17 protein-coding genes are annotated in these 17419 nt (G+C 44.8%); 8 read left to right on the top strand and 9 right to left on the bottom strand.

Annotated features, from left to right (window positions below):
• Nucleotides 1–102: 102 nt before the first annotated feature.
• Both G395_RS0106230 and G395_RS0106225 read left to right on the top strand, forming a co-directional pair.
• On the top strand, nt 103–414 hold the full coding sequence (locus tag G395_RS0106230) for a DMT family transporter (protein WP_026629263.1): 312 nt from the start codon (nt 103–105) through the stop codon (nt 412–414).
• Between the two features lie 18 nt (nt 415–432).
• Complete coding sequence (locus G395_RS0106225) at nt 433–951, top strand: GNAT family N-acetyltransferase (protein ID WP_026629262.1); 519 nt, start codon at nt 433–435, stop codon at nt 949–951.
• A 112-nt stretch (nt 952–1063) separates the two neighbouring features.
• Here G395_RS0106225 and G395_RS0106220 read toward each other — a convergent pair whose 3' ends face one another.
• The 5 genes from G395_RS0106220 to G395_RS0106200 all read right to left on the bottom strand — a co-directional run bounded on the left by G395_RS0106220 (nt 1064) and on the right by G395_RS0106200 (nt 6735).
• Nucleotides 1064–3457: a TonB-dependent receptor gene (locus tag G395_RS0106220; protein WP_026629261.1), complete on the bottom strand. Its 2394-nt coding sequence runs from the start codon at nt 3455–3457 to the stop codon at nt 1064–1066.
• 152 nt (nt 3458–3609) lie between these two features.
• Complete coding sequence (locus G395_RS0106215; RefSeq protein WP_026629260.1) at nt 3610–4761, bottom strand: sensor histidine kinase; 1152 nt, start codon at nt 4759–4761, stop codon at nt 3610–3612.
• Nucleotides 4762–4764: 3 nt separating this feature from the next.
• The gene (locus tag G395_RS0106210) at nt 4765–5523 is read right to left on the bottom strand and encodes a LytR/AlgR family response regulator transcription factor (protein ID WP_026629259.1); all 759 of its coding nucleotides are present in this window, start codon (nt 5521–5523) and stop codon (nt 4765–4767) included.
• Nucleotides 5524–5529: 6 nt separating this feature from the next.
• Nucleotides 5530–6216 carry a porin family protein gene (locus tag G395_RS0106205; protein ID WP_026629258.1) on the bottom strand — a complete coding sequence of 229 codons (687 nt, stop codon included), beginning with the start codon at nt 6214–6216 and terminating at the stop codon, nt 5530–5532.
• 270 nt (nt 6217–6486) lie between these two features.
• On the bottom strand, nt 6487–6735 hold the full coding sequence (locus tag G395_RS0106200) for a hypothetical protein (RefSeq protein WP_026629257.1): 249 nt from the start codon (nt 6733–6735) through the stop codon (nt 6487–6489).
• 143 nt (nt 6736–6878) lie between these two features.
• On the opposite strand from G395_RS0106200, the gene G395_RS0106195 reads away from it, so the two are divergent.
• Together G395_RS0106195 and G395_RS32010 are read left to right on the top strand one after the other, a co-directional pair.
• On the top strand, nt 6879–8516 hold the full coding sequence (locus G395_RS0106195; RefSeq protein ID WP_026629256.1) for an ABC-F family ATP-binding cassette domain-containing protein: 1638 nt from the start codon (nt 6879–6881) through the stop codon (nt 8514–8516).
• Between the two features lie 113 nt (nt 8517–8629).
• The gene (locus tag G395_RS32010) at nt 8630–8791 is read left to right on the top strand and encodes a hypothetical protein (RefSeq protein WP_157486591.1); all 162 of its coding nucleotides are present in this window, start codon (nt 8630–8632) and stop codon (nt 8789–8791) included.
• Between the two features lie 34 nt (nt 8792–8825).
• On the opposite strand, the gene G395_RS0106185 is transcribed toward G395_RS32010, so the two are convergent.
• Both G395_RS0106185 and G395_RS28775 read right to left on the bottom strand, forming a co-directional pair.
• Nucleotides 8826–9368, bottom strand: coding sequence for a putative antibiotic biosynthesis monooxygenase (locus tag G395_RS0106185; protein ID WP_026629255.1), 543 nt, complete (start codon nt 9366–9368; stop codon nt 8826–8828).
• A gap of 412 nt (nt 9369–9780) precedes the next feature.
• Nucleotides 9781–10428: a Crp/Fnr family transcriptional regulator gene (locus G395_RS28775; RefSeq protein WP_051350040.1), complete on the bottom strand. Its 648-nt coding sequence runs from the start codon at nt 10426–10428 to the stop codon at nt 9781–9783.
• A 191-nt stretch (nt 10429–10619) separates the two neighbouring features.
• Between G395_RS28775 and G395_RS0106175 the strand changes: the two genes are divergently transcribed.
• The 4 genes from G395_RS0106175 to G395_RS0106160 are packed head-to-tail and all read left to right on the top strand — an operon-like array spanning nt 10620 to nt 14799.
• Nucleotides 10620–11579: a hypothetical protein gene (locus tag G395_RS0106175; RefSeq protein WP_026629254.1), complete on the top strand. Its 960-nt coding sequence runs from the start codon at nt 10620–10622 to the stop codon at nt 11577–11579.
• A gap of 20 nt (nt 11580–11599) precedes the next feature.
• Entirely contained in the window at nt 11600–12877 is a 1278-nt protein-coding gene (locus G395_RS0106170; RefSeq protein ID WP_026629253.1) for a hypothetical protein, read from the top strand.
• A 1-nt stretch (nt 12878) separates the two neighbouring features.
• A complete protein-coding gene (locus tag G395_RS0106165; protein WP_026629252.1) occupies nt 12879–14180 on the top strand; it encodes an outer membrane protein assembly factor BamB family protein in 1302 nt (433 codons plus the stop codon).
• 34 nt (nt 14181–14214) lie between these two features.
• Nucleotides 14215–14799, top strand: a complete 585-nt coding sequence (locus G395_RS0106160) for a hypothetical protein (RefSeq protein WP_026629251.1) — start codon at nt 14215–14217, stop codon at nt 14797–14799.
• Nucleotides 14800–15282: 483 nt separating this feature from the next.
• Here the strand turns inward: G395_RS0106160 and G395_RS0106155 are convergent, their stop codons facing one another.
• Together G395_RS0106155 and G395_RS0106145 are read right to left on the bottom strand one after the other, a co-directional pair.
• A complete protein-coding gene (locus G395_RS0106155) occupies nt 15283–15804 on the bottom strand; it encodes a nuclear transport factor 2 family protein (protein WP_026629250.1) in 522 nt (173 codons plus the stop codon).
• A 692-nt stretch (nt 15805–16496) separates the two neighbouring features.
• Nucleotides 16497–17399 carry a HipA domain-containing protein gene (locus G395_RS0106145; RefSeq protein WP_229204040.1) on the bottom strand — a complete coding sequence of 301 codons (903 nt, stop codon included), beginning with the start codon at nt 17397–17399 and terminating at the stop codon, nt 16497–16499.
• Nucleotides 17400–17419: the final 20 nt, after the last annotated feature.

Genomic DNA, 17419 nt, shown 5'->3' with positions numbered 1-17419 from the left:
TTGTCCCGCTGCCCGCACTTTCGCGGAGTGGCCATGCAGGAGGACGACCTCCCCCGTAGTGGGAACCGAATCGGGACGGCCCGGCCTAAAAAGGTCAAAGTCATGTCTTGGATTTATTTGATTGCAGCCGGGCTTCTGGAAGTTGTCTGGGCTTACTTCATGAAGCAGTCGGAAGGCTTCACCCGGCTTATTCCTACCTCAATTACCATCGTCGCAATGATCGCGAGCTTCGGCTTGCTGGCCATTGCCATGCGAACATTGCCATTGAGCACGGCCTACACCGTCTGGACGGGGATAGGCGCCGTTGGGGCATTTATTGTCGGCACTTTTCTGCTGGGCGAGCCAGCCAACGCAATGCGGATCACCGCTGCATTGTTCATCATGGCGGGGCTGGTATTAATGAAACTTTCCTGAAAAAAACGAGCAAAAGAAATGGATCAAATTACGATAGTTAAGGCTGGCGCTGACGATTTGACTACGGTTCAGCAAATTGGCAGGGAAACATTTTTCGAAACATTTGCAGCAGCCAACACCGAGGCGGATATGAAGCATTACCTGACCGAAAATTTCAGTAATGCTAAAATGGCAGCCGAACTCAACAATCCCGAATCGCACTTTTTTATAGCCTGGCTCGGTGATAGTCCCGTCGGGTACATGAAATTGAATACGGGAAATGCACAGACAGAACTCCAAGATCCGACCTCTCTCGAAATCGAACGCATTTATGTAAAAAGTGAATTCCACGGCAAAAAGGTAGGCCAGCTATTATACGACAAAGCGCTAGAAATCGCCCAACTCGAACAAAAAGCATATCTCTGGCTGGGCGTATGGGAAGAAAACCCAAAAGCCATCCGATTCTACGAGAAAAATGGCTTCACCGCCTTCGACAAACACATCTTCAAATTCGGAGAAGACGAGCAGACGGATATTATGATGAGGAAGATGCTTTAAGTGTCTATCTTAAACTATGCAAGCGTCAAATGGAAAAGGTATTGCTTCGAGAAGATGCTTGGGTTGATTGTTGAGATTTACGTGATCGGATCACCGGGGCACCGCCAAAACCTCACATAACCCCTCCGCCCATCCGGCTTTTTTCTGCTTCGTTGCCTAAGCTCCTGTTTTTGGCTTGCTTTACAGTCTTTTTCCCGAAATTGTAATTGAACGAAAGCCTTATCCGCTGATTGTCGGCGTAGGAGCGCGTGGATGTGTAGACAGGCCCGTACGAGGTGATGTAGCGGTATGCCTGCGTCCGGAATACATCCTGAAAGGAGATTTTCACATTGCCGTTTTTGAGGACTGCTTTATTGAAACTGAGCCACATAAAATACACCTGCTTGTTTTGCATAATCGCAAACCGGTAAGGCGAATTGTAGATGAAGAGCAATTCTATTTTGTATCCTTTTGGCAAAGTGAATGTGTTATTGGTGTAAGAATTCATGCCAAATCCGCTGAAATTTACGCCGGGAATGTTGGCGATCGGTGTTTTGGTGCGGGAGGCATTTAAGACGACGGAGCAGTTGGTATACCACCATTTGAACAGCTCCTGGTTCCACGAAAGGCCTGCATAGGCGCTGTTTACATGCTTTAAATTCTCGGGAATGCTTACAAATGACCTGGTTTCAGGATCTGTGTAAATGACATCGGAAATGTAATCCTTGGTGCGTGTATAGTTGATGAAAAGGGAAAGTCCGCCTTTGGAAAACCCGGCGTCAATGGTATGCTCGTAAGACGGCCGCAAATTCGGATTTCCTACTGAAACAAGGTAAGGGTCTGAAAGCCAGCGATAAGGGATCAGGTAAGTGAGTGATGGTCTGGAAATTTTGCGGGCGTAGGAAATATTGAACATATCGCCATTTTTCAAGCTTTTGTTCAGGCCTAAACTTGGAAATAATCCTGCATATTGCCGGCTCACGTCGGACCCGGTGAGTTCCTGACTGGTATTTTCGTAACGCAATCCCGATTGCACCGTCCAGCCGCTTTTGAATGCATTGTTGTAACCCGCATAGGCTGCATAGGAATGTTCCTTGTAAATGCCGGAAACGCTAAATTCCGGGTCGATCGCGTATTGGCCGTCTATTTCGTTTTCCTGCGTGAGCGTATTGTTGTTTCCTATTGCAATGTATTTCAATCCCGATTCCCAACGTCCGCGTTTCGTGGGTAATGTTAAATCAGCCTGCGCAATGAGGTTATTTTCGTCTTTTGGATTACGGATCCTGGCCCTGGTTGGGTCGCCGGACGAAACGCCTTCGAGGCTTCTTTCCTGGTAAATGAGGTGTTGCGTGTTCTTTTTGTCAAAATAGCTTTTCGTCACATTAAAAGTTAGCTCTTTACCTGCACTGTCCAGCTTTCCGGCGTAGTTGAAATTGACGTCATAGTTCCGGGTTTTGTCGGTGGTCAACCGACTGACGTCCAGCAGCGAGTCCAGCGTTGCTGGGTAAGATTTAAAGCCGGTGTTCATGTTGGTCGTATAATCGCTGTTCCGGGAGCCGCTATTGAGCCGGATGCCCATTGTGTTGTTTTTGTTTGGCGTATAGTCAATGCCGCTGAATGTGGAAAGTCCGTCTGTTTTGTAATTGGTCAATGCTTTGGTGTCCATAAATCCGCCGGGAAATTTGCGGATCAATTCGTCTTCCGAGCCAATATTTTCCAGCGTGCCATTGACAGAAGTGAAGACATTCCATTTCTCCGATCTGAAATTCACCGAGGCATCGGGATAAAAACGCCCGTATTCGCCTTTGGAATAAATTAAACTTACACGTCCGTTAAAGCCTCTTTCCAGACTCTTTTTTGTAATAATATTAATAACCGCCCCGAAACTTGCATCGTATTTGGCAGATGGATTTGGAATGACTTCGATTTTTAGGATGTCTTCCGCAGAGAAGCTTTGCAGGAAGTTGGTGAGGGAAGTCTGGCTGGTTTGCCGGCCATCTACCAATATCAGAACATTGCTTTTGTTGCCAACCTTAATCCCCATCGGCGAGGATTGGACCAGAGGCGCGTATTTCAAAAGGTCCTCCACTTTATTTCCCTTCGCTATGACGCTGTTAGCCACATTCAGGACCATTCGGTCGCCCTTATTTTCTACCAAACTCCGCTGGCCTTTCACAGTAACTTCTTCCAGGTTAGCAGCTTCGTCAGCCAATGTGATCTGACGGAATTCCTGGATCTTATTTGTGTCGTTTAATGTAAATTGATTGGTAAATGCTTTTGCAAAACCCACGTATTGAACGCTGATCCTATACGCACCTTTCAAAAAGTGATCTATTTGAAAATCACCGTTTTCGTTGGTCAATCCGCCTTTTACAATGCTTGAATCGGCGGCTGCCAGAAGCGCCACCGTTGCGAAAGCTGCACCTGCATTGTTTTTATCAAAAACCTTTCCTTTTACAATGTATTGCGCGCGTATCATGCTTGTAATGAGAAGCATGCAGATCAGCAGGGCGGAGAATTTTTTCATGGAGCTGAGGATTGAATTGTACTGGTTTTTAGATTGTACAAATCAATCCGGAATGCAGCGGATTTAAAATCTTCTTAGATCAAGTCTGTTAAAAACTAGACGAAATAAGGTGCCGACATTTCGTCGATTTCAGAGGCAGTTTCATCGATCCGCTAGGCGGCTGAAAGCGGCATTGAGAGGGTTACTTTGAATGTTTGATCCTTTGAAATCGTCTCAAAATGGTAGCGATCGGGATAGTAGATTTCCAGTCGTTTTTTCAGGTTGGCGAGGCCCAGGCCAGTGGCTTGTTCAGGTGCTGGTTGCGCTTCGGCAGATCTTTCGGGAACACTGTTGATAATGTTGCATTCCAGCGTATCGGGATGGATAAATATTTTTATATCAACAAAAGAAGGATGCCGTGAAGCGTGCACACCGTGCTTGAATGCGTTTTCTACGAGGGTGATCAGCAATAACGTCGGGATTTCGTGCGATTCCAAGATTCTTCCTTCCTGAACCAGGCTTACTTTGCAGCGGTGCGTATTCCGGATCGATTCCAGTTGCACATATTGATTCAGATAGGCCATTTCTTTTTCCAGCTTGATAAATTCTTCATTGGCTTCATACAAAGCGAAACGAATGATTTCCGACGATTTTTGTAAATACTCGGCAGCCTCTTCCGAAATGGGCAGGATCTTGGCATAAGCGGCATTCAGCACATTAAATACAAAATGCGGATTGATCTGTGTCTTCAAAACTTTAAGCTCCATGCTCAATGCTTCGGTTTGCAGTTTTTGCCGCAGAATGGTTTGCCGGGCAGCATATAGCCCAACTTTAACCGACGCTGTGAACAGTAACAATTCTAGTTCTGAAAGATCGTAGGCAAGTACGGTCCAGGTCAGGGGATCTTCGAGCCGAAGCAGTTTTAAATGCAATTCCCCAATGATGCGAAAGCGTTCCGGCATCGTTTCCAGGCGATAAGCCATATCAACAAACATGAAAATCAGCGTGTTGAAAATATGCAGAGATAGAATGGTGCCGAAAAAAACAGCCAATCCCAGCAAAAATCCCTTTAAATACCTGCTAAGAAAGTTGTATAGTGCTACACAGAAATAGTAGTTTGGGATAAACTTTAAAAAATAAATCACACCCACCAGCGTGAAGCGCGGATCGGCGACGACGTTGGAAAGGGTAGGGAGTGAATAGGCAAAATGCAGCACAACGAAGCCTATCCAAAAACAGACGTGATGAGCGATCCGTACGGCGGGCGTTGGTGGGAAAATGAGAGATTCGAAAAACGGATGTTCAGTCCTGATGCTGTTTCCCATGCCCTATTTCGCTGTCAGCTGTCTGAATATCTCATCGCGGGTAGGCGAGACGGCAATGGCGACTTCCTTACTATTTTGCAGCGTGATCGTGTTGCCCTCGATCATGCGGATTGCGTTCCGGTTGACAATGTAGGAGCGGTGCGTGCGCACAAATGGTGGGAACGGCAGCTTTTCCATCATCGCCGACATCGACATTAGTGTGACGAGCACACCGCCGGTATAATGCACTTTAATATAGTCCTTTAAGCCCTCGATCAAGAAAATATCTTTAAACCAAACACAGTACATTTTACGATCAGCCCGGATCCAGACATATTCGTCATTGGCAGGAGTTTCTGGTTTCGTTTCGGGCCAAGTGGCCGTTGGCTCAGGAGTCTGGCCGCCGGTGACCAACTTTCTCACCTTGGTGACGGCTTTTAAAAACCGATCGAATCCGATGGGTTTCAGCAGGAAAGCGGTCACGTCAAATGTAAATCCGTCGACCGCGTATTCGGGATAAGCGGTGGTCATGATCACGTGCAGCTCGGGCGACTGGATGATGTTCAGCAGATCGAGGCCTGAAAGCTCAGGCATATTTACGTCGAGGAATATAATGTCGGGCTTTCGGGCCGGGACAACCTCGATCGCTTCAATGCCATTATAACAACTGCCCTCAAAGGCCAGCCACGGCACTTTTGCGATCAGAAATTTGAGCACCTCATGCGCTGGTTCCTCATCGTCAATAATCAGACATTTTATTTTCCTTGTAGTTATATCGCTCATTGATTTTTAGTTTCCCATTGGAACAAGCACGCCCAGGTGAATTGATGCGCCGCGGTTGTGCATTTTCAGCTCCTCGACCAATGGCCGGAGTCCGAGGTGATAGCGTGCTTCCGCGAAAATCTTGAAGGATCTTGCAGGGTAAGCAATGCCTGCTCCTCCTGCGAGGCCGTAGTCGAATGTTCTTTCCCCAAAACCGCCCTCCATATTGACCTTGCCTGACTCATCCTTGGTCACCTCACCATCGTATGTTATTTTGGAAGTGTACTTCAACTTCATTTTGCCAACGCGGTAACGAAGTTCCGGCCCAAGGGAAACAATGCCTTCCAATATTGCAATCCGCGGTTTCCATTGCAATAAAATTGGAAGTTCAATGAAGTTGGAAAGAAATCTGCCCGTTTCTTTACTGCTCAGGATGGACCCGTTCAAAGGGCCTTCCCCGGAAGTTTCATATTGTGCACCACGCTGCGAAAAACCCGGCTCAACCTGAATGCTTAGGATGGGATTTATGGGTTTGTTAAAAAGCAATGCGACGTTCGCACCAATTCTCGTGTCATACTCGAAAATGGTCCCAGGCTGAAAATCAGCAAAATTGACACCTCCTCGGATGCCAACACTATACTGAGCCTGCGACTTGGCGGCGGAAATGAAGATGAGCGCTGTAATCAGCAAACGAAAAATCGTTGCGTTTTTCATAATTGACACATTGAAAACAGGAGTAGTTACTATATAACGTGCGGTGACATGTTACAATGTTCGGTATAATTTATAAATTTTCACAGCAAAAATTACATTTGGCATGGTGATGACATGCTGAGTTTTCAACACTTTATACATACGAAGCCTTGCTTATCCGGCAAGACCCCTTTCATTTTCCACAATATTAGGCCCTGGTTCTGGCTCAGACTTCTTTTTGCAGGATAGGAAAATCAATATCATCACCAAGCAAAAGCACCATCCCAGCTACTAACAGCCCGAATATTCCGGCCGGAAAATGCCGTTGAGGGCGGCGATTGTCTTTTCTACGATTTTGGTCCCGTCTGTTAGTTCAATGTAAGGGTTTGGATCGTCGGCGTGAATTTCCTGAATGACTCCCTGAGCGCGTTCCAGGCCATTAATGTCCAGGATCATTTCTGCTTTTGCCCCGCGGTTTTTGATATCGGTCAGCATTGTCATAAAGCTTTCATTTACCGATAATGTTGTGCGAACGTCCATAATTTTGAGTTGGTTTTGTGTATTTAAATCAGCTGAATTAGCAATAATGTGTCAACTTAAAAACGTCCGGCCCGAACAATTAATTCAATGTTATTGGTCAATAATGCTATCCTCGTACCTTTGCGGCTTCAAAAAATGAGACGATGATTACAGTTGAGAATTTGGCCGTTGAATTTAGCGGTTCTGTCCTTTTTAGCGAAGTTTCCTTCGTGATTAACCCAACCGACAAAATTGCCCTGATGGGTAAAAACGGGGCCGGAAAGTCCACCATGATGAAGATCATCGCTGGTGAGCAAAAAGCCAATCGCGGCCATGTGCGTGCGCCAAAGGATGCGGTGATCGCTTATTTGCCGCAACATTTGCTCACGGAAGACAACTGCACCGTGTTCGAGGAAGCGGCCAAAGCATTCAAGCAGGTTTTTGAAATGCGCGCCGAAATGGAAAAGCTGAACCACGCCCTCGAAACCCGCACGGATTACGAGAGCGATGAATATATGGCCATCATCGAGCAGGTGACTGAAATTGGTGAAAAATATTACCAGCTCGAAGAAGTCAATTACGACGCCGAAGTAGAAAAAGCATTGAAAGGACTGGGATTCCGACCCGAAGATTTTCATCGGCAGACCAAGGAATTCAGCGGCGGCTGGCGTATGCGCATAGAGCTGGCCAAAATCCTTTTGCAAAAGCCTGACCTTATTTTGCTCGATGAGCCTACCAACCACATTGACATTGAATCGGTGATCTGGCTGGAAGATTTTTTGGTCAATAAGGCCAATGCAGTCATGGTGATTTCCCACGACCGCGCCTTCATCGACAACATTACCAACCGCACCATTGAAGTGACAATGGGACGGATTTTTGATTATAAAGCCAATTATTCACATTATCTGGTGCTGCGCGAAGAGCGCCGCTCGCACCAGATCAAGGCATATCAGGAACAGCAGAAAATGATTGCAGACAACATGCAATTCATCGAGCGCTTCCGAGGGACGTATTCCAAAACCAACCAGGTTTCTTCCCGCGAGCGCATGCTGGAAAAACTGGAAATCATCGAAATTGACGAAATCGACAATTCAGCCCTAAAACTTCGTTTCCCGCCTTCGCCCCGCTCGGGAGATTACCCGGTGACGGTGAAAGACGTTTCCAAATCCTACGGTGACCAGGTGGTGTTCAAAAATGCCAGCATGACCATTTCCAGAGGCGAAAAAGTCTCGTTTGTAGGCCGGAACGGAGAAGGGAAATCGACGATGATCAAAGCCATCATGGGGCAACTCGATGTGGAAGGAACTTGCCAGCTGGGGCATAATGTCAAAGTCGGCTATTTTGCCCAAAACCAGGCCTCGCTACTGGATCCGAGCCTGACTATTTTCCAAACCGTGGACGAAGTTGCAGAAGGTGATGTAAGAACGCAGATCAAGAACATTTTGGGTGCGTTTATGTTTCAGGGTGAGGACATTGATAAAAAAGTAAGCGTATTATCTGGTGGAGAAAAAACGCGGCTTGCGATGGTGAAGCTGCTTTTGGAGCCTGTCAACTTATTGATCCTGGATGAGCCTACGAACCACCTGGATTTGAAATCAAAGGATGTTTTAAAAGAAGCGCTCAGGAACTTTGACGGCACATTGGTGCTCGTTTCCCACGACCGGGACTTTTTACAAGGCTTATCTCAAAAGGTTTTTGAATTCAAAGACAAACGCGTTATCGAACATTTCGAGACGATTGATGCGTTTTTGGAACGGAATCGGATTAAGAGCATTGCGGATCTGCAGCTGGCGAAGTAGTATTACGATCGGGGGTAGGCGGTGCGGCTGATAATAACCCCGCGGCCGATGCCCGTCACGCATCAAATGCCAGCGCTTCGCTGACGCAATCGCAAGCTGAATTTTGGTATCTCGTGGAAGGTCAGGGCTGTAAGGAGCTGGCTCGTTCTTTGAGAATGGTGCATGATCTGGCGCTTTATCATTCAGATGTTCCGTTTGATAGGGCAGAGAAGTCGGCACTTTTTGATGTGAAAGTGCTTTGGGAGGGATTTGAGCGGATGGGGGCGAAGGGTTAGCGATTGGAGGACTGTTGGTGGCAGTCCTTTTCTTCTACTTTTGGGCATTTTGTTTGTCTGAGCTTTGTAACCACGGTTTCAAAACCATTGTAACCTGAGGCATCACAACCCAGGTAAGCAGCCCCACCATACATCCCGCTACAATCAATGTCTTTAATGCGGGATGAAGCTCCTGGATAAACGGACCCAGAGCATAAGTCAGAAACAGGCTCGTAGGGTATACACCGCAAAGCGTTGCCGCTGCCATTTTCCATCTTGGAGGCGGAACCGGTGAGCGGAACCATGCTTCGAGACCGGTAAGCTCCCGATAAACCGGCTCTTCCGTCAGCGAGGATGCATAGGCTTCCCAGTCTTTGAAAAGCTTTGAATTATAAAAAGCGTCACGCTCTGCCTGGTTGGCGAACGTTCTTAATATGCCAATTTCCCGACTCTCGTTGCCTGGCAAAGCCGTCATCATTGCCGCACCATGAACCCCTCCATGCAAAAATGAATCCCCCAAAAAATGCCGCAAAGCTTCTTTAAACTCATCCTCTTTTCCAGGAAGTACTTTACGGGTAATAGCTACATGAATGGGCATGGGAATGTTATCTGCATTTGGATAGGAGAGAATGTAAATATACTAAATGCAGGTTTCTAGAAAGGCTTATGAAATGTCCTGGAAAAGAAGGGCTGCCAACAACTTGGAGGGAGACGGGTCTCGAACTTTGCCTTTAATCGGCTTGTAATCAAGGTTTTGTCTCTCTTATTTGAGGTATACTACACGAAAGACTCACTATTTTTTATACATATAGTACAACAGTATATTTGTTATGTATAATTCTTTTAGCGAAAATTGACTTGTTTTTGGGTGATTTTCGCTGGTTTTTGAGAGCGTTTTCGGGTGGTTTTTGGTGTTCAAAGTTTGGAAAATGCCTGTGGTTTTTGGTAGTGGTAACTGCGATTTATTAATACAAAAATAATGATCAAACTGTAAATTAAAAACTGCGCGGCTACCCAAATGTGGCAAGCAGAACACCAAAACTTGATGCGCGGCCAACCAGATTCTTATCCATATTAATTGTCTTCAAACATCTGCTAAAAGTGGCTGCGGTTGTCCCAAGGTAGGTCGCAATATAGTGGTCCGGAATTCGCCTAAATAAGGATGACGGCTGGCTGATGTAATGTGCTATTCTTTGCTCCACAGAGAGATATTTGAATACTTTAACACGGTCGGTGAAGTTGATCAGATGTTGTTCTAGCAATTGCACGGCCAGACCAGCCATATAAACATCCTCCATAATTAGTTTGCGGTATGCTTCATAGGAAATAGAGATCCCGGTAGTGTCTTCCAGTGTCTCCAATACATCATTCGATTCTTTTTGCATGAGGAAGCTCTCCGCAATGCATACAATATCTCCATCCGAAACAAGAAGTGAAGTAATGTCTTCCGAACCTCTTAAATAGTAGGTCCGCATCGCTCCTTTTTCAATGAAATAAAGGCATTTACTAACCTGTCCTACATCTACCAGGACTCTTCCTTTTGGAATCATGAACCGTTTCATACTTTCCTGAAAACGCTCCTTTACCTGATCGGATAGAATAAAACTGGGAGCATTTAGTATCCGTTGCAATGGCTTGGTGTCATCTGCGAGTTTCATAAATCAAAAGTTAGGCTTACGCTTTTTAGTCGCTGTTTCCAAAATGGTATTAAAATCTTGTCGCACGACAAGACGAATCTATGTTGTAGAACAAGATAGATCCGTGTCGTAAGACAAGTTATGCATAAATATCCTTTAAGTTACTTTGTGTTGTACAAAAAGAATACTCACCTTAAAAAATTCTGTACTGCATGAAAAATGTAAAACTACCCCCCAAAAAGCTACTAGCTGGTTTTTTCAACCTGCCCGGTGTCTTGGCAACAGTTCTGCTCTTGACTACCTCTGCGTGTGACAAAAATCTGACGCAAGAATTGCCTTCCTCAGAAAGATCTGCCGCGGCAAGACTGTCATCCGAGGCCTTGCTTACAACAAGTTACGAAATGGAGGAATATTCTGCGACGCAGATTCTTTCGAAAATTCCAGCAGAAAATAAAGAAAAGGCTTTCATAGAAATTGCCGCTCAGCCGCGCTTGGCGAGGCAGAAAGTGGAATTTAAGCTGTTCGCAGATGGTACATACGAGATGACAACCACTTCTTTAGAACCTACAAAAACGGCATTATTGCCACCTGTATTACAAAAAAAACCGTATGAGTCTGTGCTCGCACATAAGACAGTGGTTCAAAATAATGTAGTTCGGTTTTTCGACAAGGATGGCAAAGAAACGGGATCGGCGAAATTAAAACCGTCTAGATTTGATGCTCTCGCCCGAAAAGTACTCACATCAACAGCGCTAAATAAGGACGAAGTTGTGAATGAAATAATGGGGCACCCGCTAGTGAATGAAGAATACATCTTAACTCTTGCTAGAGAAAAAAATGCATCCATTGAAGTAAACGGGATAGTAACAGAAATAAAATTTGATCTGGAAGCCTTTAGCGCGGAAAGCAATGAGGCTGCTGAAAATCTGAGGAAGTATTCAGTTCAGCACTATGACTTCGCGAATAAACGTATGCTAGGGGAAAAACTATATGACAAAAACGGGGATAAACTCCTTTACCGTTCGACCATTTTTTACCGACCGGTAAAGGAGGGGAATCAGATGGAGAAAATACTTTCTGAAAGCTATCATGAGGATGCAAAAACAGGCATCAAAACGAGGCAAATTAAACAGGCGTACTACACTGACATGAAGGTTAATCTCAACATTTAAACCCTTTAAACGAACACATTATGAAAGCGATATATTATGTTGGCAAGTGCCTTTTAATAATGGCTGTCTTCTTCATCGAGCCTTCACTTAGTCATGCACAAGTTAGTCGGGGCGTCGATTGGGTTCATGGATTAGGGGGCAATGCTTCATCACTTGAAGGTGTCGATAACTTCTTTTTTGGTGAAAGGCGAATTATAGCTCCGAATAGGTGGTCTTATACGACTGGTACGGGAATTCACAATATGGCCATTGATGTAGATAACAGGACAGGCGGAGGGACGCGTACTGGTCGTATTGGAATAGGACATAGCCTTGGCGGGACCGCAATTAGACAAGTATCGCTCTGGGGGTCGTCTTGGCGAGGAGTCGTGACTATGGGGTCACCCCTTCGCGGTGCTCAAATCTCTACTTCAGCCTCTAACGGAACCAATACATCTTTCGTTGAAAATGGCCGCCAACGAATGATGGCCGGCCCTAGTGTAGGTTCTGCTGTGTCTCCGCCCATCTGGCCAAATTTGGGATTAGAATTTTCATTTATCCAGCCACTGGCTACGCTCTACTCAAACACTATTGCCGGCTGGGGAAACAGTCTGCTGATGAATAGCTTTGGACTCACTGGCCAAACCGCTACGGATCTAATGCCCGGTAGCAGTTATCAAAACTCAACAGCAAGTCAAACGTCAGGTGTTCCGAAAATTCTGATTTGGGGTAGCGAGAATTATCCTATTCTTTGGAAGATTATTGGTACCTATGCTATTGGAGACTCGGAGACAAACGGCATTAATCTGGCATCAGATGTTGCAAGTCTTTACAACGCAGCGGCTAACGGCGAAGAATTTCAGAGTTGGGCTAATTTGCCAATGCACGGATTTCATCAATGGAGGAAAGGCAAATGGGAAGAAGGACGAAATTGGATGAACACAGATTCCAATGAGGGATGGCGAAATGTCATTGGTGCAAGTTATACGGAGTACGTATCATGGTATGAAACAGTAGTAACTTGTGATTCTTATCAATGGCAAGCATGCTATGCATCAAGTCCGCCTCCAGGATATTGTGATGATTACTGCACGGATCAGGTATTTCATTCTTACGTCGTATACCACGACCTGCCCAGCGACGGTGTAGTAATAGCAGAATCTGCCAAGAACATCGGCGGAAGCTGGCAGGGTTACCATAAAGAGGCACCTGGAATTAATCACGGAGAATTTAAAAATGCAGGGCGGGTGCAGCCTATCCTTAATTGGGTTTTCGACAACGGTGAGGGTTCTAATATATTTACTATAGATAGACGTTAGTATGATCAGGACAATCTGCCTGGTTGTTTTCTCTGGATTGCTGATCGCATGCAATCCAGAGAAAATCTCCACCGAAACCGACAAGGATGGTGTTATAACACGGCAACCTCATATATGGAAATCTTCTACTTCAAATGGCCCACTTTCAACGGGTCTTTATCGCGGTTACATTATAGAAAATCGCGGTGTACTGGCTGTCGGAGTGCGGGAATCTACTATGCCTAATGTACAGGGCGAGCAGTTCTTGCAGCTGAAGAATTTGGATAATGGGGAAAACCTTTGGACCTGGGACGAATTTCGGGACAAAAAGATTGGCTCTCTGCGCCAGAGCATCGGACTTTATCCAGGAACCATGCTTGTGCATGATGCTAGCAATACCTATTATATCAATACCATAACGGGTAAAACAATCTGGAAAGTCAGAAACGAAGGAATAAACCTGAGGCCGTATCCAGCATTTTTAGGTGATCGTTATTTCGTCCCTGGCAACAGTTTAGATTCTCAAAAAAAACGTCGAATCGAACCGACGATTTTTGCAGGCAATATTAACACTGGAGAGGTCAAAGAGTTAGTAATGCCGAAAATGAAAGATGAATATGCATATGTTGACATAGATTCCAGCTATTACCGCGGTTCAATGCTGAATATTGAAGCTTTTAGCAGGAATGATGTCGATTATCTCGTTGTGCCATTTACCGAACCGGGCCCCAAAGATCAATACAACCACACGCAAGGTTATTTCGGACTGTATAACATTAATGAAAAAAAATGGGTCTATGAAAGGATAGCCATTCGCCCCGATAATGGCGGTGCATCGTCCTGCCTTAAACCAATTGTACATGATGATAAAGTATATGTAACATCATTGACTACCGTTGGATGCTTTGAATTAATGACTGGTAAAGAAATATGGAGGAGAAGTTTGTCGGATATGTTTACAGGTTTTAATGACTTTATTCTAGTGAATGACAAGCTCTTGCTCAACGGTGATAATGCAACTCTATATTGTTTGGACGCCAATACGGGATCACAACGATGGACCCAAAAAGCTAGCGCTTTAACAAGCGACTTATATCACCAGGATGGAGTGGTCTATTACATCTATACCAAATCGCTTCTTGCGGTTGACATTCAAACAGGAAAGCTTTTATGGGATATGCCTTCACCTGATATCCAATTGGAAGGCCGTGAAGACTCTTGGTTTACTGGATTTGTCACAGGTATGCCTGCCAAAGATGGAAAAAAAGGGAGAGTTTTTGCGTCAACTAATTACAACGTATACTGTTTTGAGGCAGTGAATTAACACAAATTCAATTTTCACATCTGACACCTACACTATGCAACGATTGATTTTAATATTCCTGTTTTTGGGCTTTCTATGTTTCACAGGAAATCATTCATCTTATGCTCAGACTACCCCTAAATTCGAAATTCAGGTTGGTTATGGACCATTTGCACGGGAACAGGTATTAGATGATTTCGTCGAACGATCGCTCCGGTCATCTTTTAATCAGATTCCCAAATGGGATTTTTCAAACTCCTATGCCATAACTTATCGATACCAGGGGCGTCGCCGGATTGCCATTGGCCTAACCTCCGGCTTCTCTACCCATACGACGTACAGAACTTATTACTCAGACTCTAAAAGCTTCTATAGACATTCCAGCTTCATCACAGCCTTCGAAACAAAATTCACATACGTTGACCAACCATTAGTTCAGCTTTATGCTATCACAGGCATGGGGATATTAATAGTAAAAACGAAGGATCAAAGAATTCCTAACGCAAGCAAAACTTATGGCTGGCCGACATGTCAGCTAACTCCAATAGGAGTCCGCATCGGTAAAAAATTTGCAGGTTTTGCAGAAATAGGTTACGGATATAAAGGAATAGTCAATTTTGGCGTAAGTGCAAGGTTCTAAATGAGCTAGTGGCCTTTCCTTGCGATCGTCTCGTTTATTTAAAAACTGTCAGTCACTGCTGAGTCAGGATTTGGGTCGACTTATCAGTCTTATTTACTCAACATTATAATTATGGAACCGCTCTTTTTCAAAAATCAAATAAGTCCATATTTTCAAGTCAGTTCCGAACTATTATTAGCAAGAAAATCCAAGGTGACCCGTTATCTAGTTTTCGAGGCTTTATTTTTCCAATGCCTTTATGATTATTCTTAAGTGTCCAATCACCATTGCTGCTGCTACATTGTCTGCACCACGGCGGGGCGCATGGCGAGACAATGTAGCACAGGTTCAGGGCTCCTATGATCCGGCATTAGGCAATTACGACAACCGCAGAAATCATCTTGCTTTCCTGCTAATACCACGATGCGAAGTAGGGAAAAGTTGGATAGATCCGGCGGTGGATTTTAGCTGTTCAAACCCAGGGATTTGGAGTGATTGCGGATCTTATTGCTTGTTACCCTCCAGTAGCCAGCCTGCATATGCAATTTTCCACTGCCCGCTGTGTTTTTCCAGAAAACGGGTTTCCCGGCTGAGCCCAGGCATATCCAATAGCGGCTCTCCTGTATCCGTACCATACTGATCGAAAGTGACCCAGGCGGCATCCTTGAAGATTCTGACATTGATATTTTCCCGCCGTACATTCTGTGGGTTGGGCTTAGGAAAGTCCTTCATGTATCCTTTGGTTCTACTGTCTCTTTCGTCCCATCCTTTAACGACGGTAACCCCGCCATCTTTCCACCAGCCCATTGTACGGATATAGGGTGCATGTACCCAGCAAGCTGCCCATTTGTTGTAGTCCTTGTCCCAGAAGGCTTTGGACTCTGTGTCGATCAGCTGTAAAATCTGTGTCTGCTCTTTGGCGTAGTCAATTGCTGGGAGTGGCGTTTCCTTGCTGATAGCAGCCACGTAAAGACTGGCTATAAAAAGTAGAATGATAATGAACTGGATGCTTGTAATTTTCTTCATAATAATAGATGGATTTAAAAAGTATATTATTTTTTATTGCTCTGATAGCCTGATGCACATACTACCTAACTATATACCTGCCACGTCGGCGACAGCATTAAACTGGATATTTGAATTGTTTTCAAGGCTTATGTGTATTTCAACATTAAACTCTTCCGCAGGGGATTTGTGAATGCTTTGAGGCGGGCTATACTTTATTTCTGTATCCACTACCAACATTGAGCACCACGGCGTGTTTTGTTTCAAAAAACATCTTTAAACATGACCCGTTACAGTGGTAAACCGGGCTGCAACTATATCATCAACTAATAACCTATTATAATATACGCAAGACGAAAACCGTGCCCCTTTCACTTTGCAGTCTTCCTGTCCTCTTACCGGTTATATTATTGCTTGGCCGCTTATTTAAGAACAAATTTAGGCTTGGCATGGCCATGAAAGAGTAAACGTATGTTAACAATTGTAAAAGATTATAAAATTCAAGACAACGTATGCTACGCGGATTAGTGTCCAGATTACCGGCAGGTAAACGAAGTTTGAACCCAGTGGGATGTATTCGGCAGCCGCGAACAATACTGTACTCCTCGATCAGAATGGTGGATCAGCTTCAAATTCTCTTTCTCCATATGAATTGCTCGACAAAGTGAGTGACAGAGCTGTCGAGCTTAATAGATGAAACGGAAGTGGAAGTACTAAGCTTTGAGGATCCTTGTTTTTTTGTTCCAAGTTTCAATATATCTCTTCTTCCAATCTTGAGGCAAAAATGACGACTGTATCACGCCTTCTACTTTCTTTTCCGCATCTGCAAACTTTGCATAGATATTGAATACCGCCTTTTTCGGCAGATTCAGCCCTTCTGCGAAAATGTCAAAATCTTCTTTAATAATTTTCCTCTTTCTGCCATTTAAAGTAAGCGCCAGTTCATCAGCATCATCCGGAAATACCAAATTTACATTGAGTAGATCATACGCTGGCGATAGCGAAATGGTATGGTCGCTATGATGGATTACCGAGAAGTTCTTCAAGTGCATATCATTATTGCCGGTCAGGTAGCAGAACAAAACCAACTCGAAGAAATTGAGGGTATCCAGACCTTTATTCGTGCAGTACTGCGCGACTAACTTGCCAATTTTCTCGTAGGAACCTTTGTATTTCTGCTCCGTCAGGAAGCCGGAGATCTGACAGAAATCTTCAACATGTATCTTCTGGCCCCTCTCACGATCAAAACGCTTGGCGATGTAGGCCAGCTTGCCTTCAGTCGTCGGGATTAGTGCATGTTGGCAGGTTCTGATTTTAAATAAGTCCGCCAAATGCATTGTCAAATCCTCCGTTTCTGGCATGAATTGAAACTCATCATGCTGCGGTTTCAGGATGTATTGCCCCCATAAACCAACAATTGTCAGCCGCTCGCCTCCAACTTCCTTTTCCAGATCCACCGAAAGTTTAGGCTGAACCCCTGTAACTGCAATACGCTTGTTAACTGTCCTAGTAGCCAAGTCACTTAACATCTGCTTGTCGAGATGTAGCTCAGGTAGCGTGCTGGTACCAAAGAACTTCTTACAGCACCGGGCATGGTACTGTTTGTTATCTTCCAATTCCTGGTAACAAAACAGGC

Origin of the sequence: Dyadobacter alkalitolerans DSM 23607, from assembly GCF_000428845.1 — a bacterium.
Taxonomy (GTDB): Bacteria; Bacteroidota; Bacteroidia; order Cytophagales; family Spirosomataceae; genus Dyadobacter; species Dyadobacter alkalitolerans.
Note: the sequence above shows the minus strand (reverse complement) of the source record. Positions and strands in the feature narration are given on the sequence as shown.